This is a genomic window from Nostoc sp. DedQUE09, assembly GCF_034530915.1.
In the GTDB taxonomy this organism is placed as follows: Bacteria; Cyanobacteriota; Cyanobacteriia; order Cyanobacteriales; family Nostocaceae; genus Nostoc.
Genome location: NZ_JAVRCE010000096.1, coordinates 1 through 1116, shown reverse-complemented (window position 1 = coordinate 1116; position 1116 = coordinate 1). Strand labels below are relative to the sequence as shown.

Annotated in this window: 1 pseudogene; it reads left to right on the top strand. The window is 43.2% G+C overall.

Features of this window, described 5'->3' with window-relative positions:
- A pseudogene (locus RMY27_RS33430) lies at nt 1-774 on the top strand (ribosome assembly protein 4); the annotation flags it as partial.
- Nucleotides 775-1116 lie beyond the last annotated feature (342 nt).

Genomic DNA, 1116 nt, shown 5'->3' with positions numbered 1-1116 from the left:
ACTGGGCATAGCAGTAGTGTCTTAGGCGTAGTCTTCAGCCCCGATGGCAAGACACTGGCTTCTGGCAGTAATGACAAGACCGTGATTTTATGGGATTTGGATTTCGATAATTTATTACACAGTGGTTGCAACTTGTTGAATAATTACCTAGTTATCCATCCAGAAGTGTTAGAAGAGTTGCAATTATGCCAAACTCCATCTCGCTTGGCGCTAGGGGCGACAGCGTTAGTCATCCAAGGTGAGAAGCTTGCGCGAGTTGATGATATTAATGGCGCTGTTGAAAAGTTTCGCAAGGCACAGCAGTGGGATAATAATTTAAAGTTTGATTCCCAGGCGAGAGCAAAAGAGTTTGTCAACAAAGGCAAGGCTGAACGCTCAATTGATGAAGGAAACAGCCGCTTACAAGAGAAAAAGTTTAAGGAAGCACTAGCAGATTATACCGCAGCTCTCAAGCTCGATCCAAAAGTTGAAATTACTGCTGATTCTTGGAACTCTCTGTGTTGGGATGGTAGTCTGCAAAAAAAAGCGGCTGATGTCTTACCAGCCTGTGAAAAAGCCGTTGCACTTGCACCTAAAGATGGCAATATTCGTAATAGTCGTGGCTTGGCTAGGGCACTGACAGGGAATATCCAAGGGGCGATTGAGGACTTTGAAACATACATCGCCCAGACTGACAATAAAGATAGTAAAGCACAACGGCAGCGCTGGGTGAAAGATTTACGGGCGGGGAAGAATCCGTTTACAGATGCAGAGCTTAAGAAGTTACGAAATTAGTGAGACATTGTGCAAAAAAATGAAGTTATTTCACTTTTGCAAAAATATGTCTATGACCTCTCTCCAAACCTCTCCTCTTCTAGGGGAGAGGCTTTGAGTCTTACTCCCCTTCCCTTGTAGGGAAGGGGTTGGGGGTTAGGTCTCTATTGAACTCAACCCAGAAGCGCTATAGATAATCACAAGGTGGAAGGATGGCATACAGCGATTTCAGTCTCGCCAAAGTGAAAAAGAGTTTTGATTTAAAACTCGATGAAACTCAGAATTTATTTGCTGATACAAAACTTGTGATATCAATTTACATTGAAGTTGCATATAATAGAGCGTCGAGTGTGAGTGAGACAA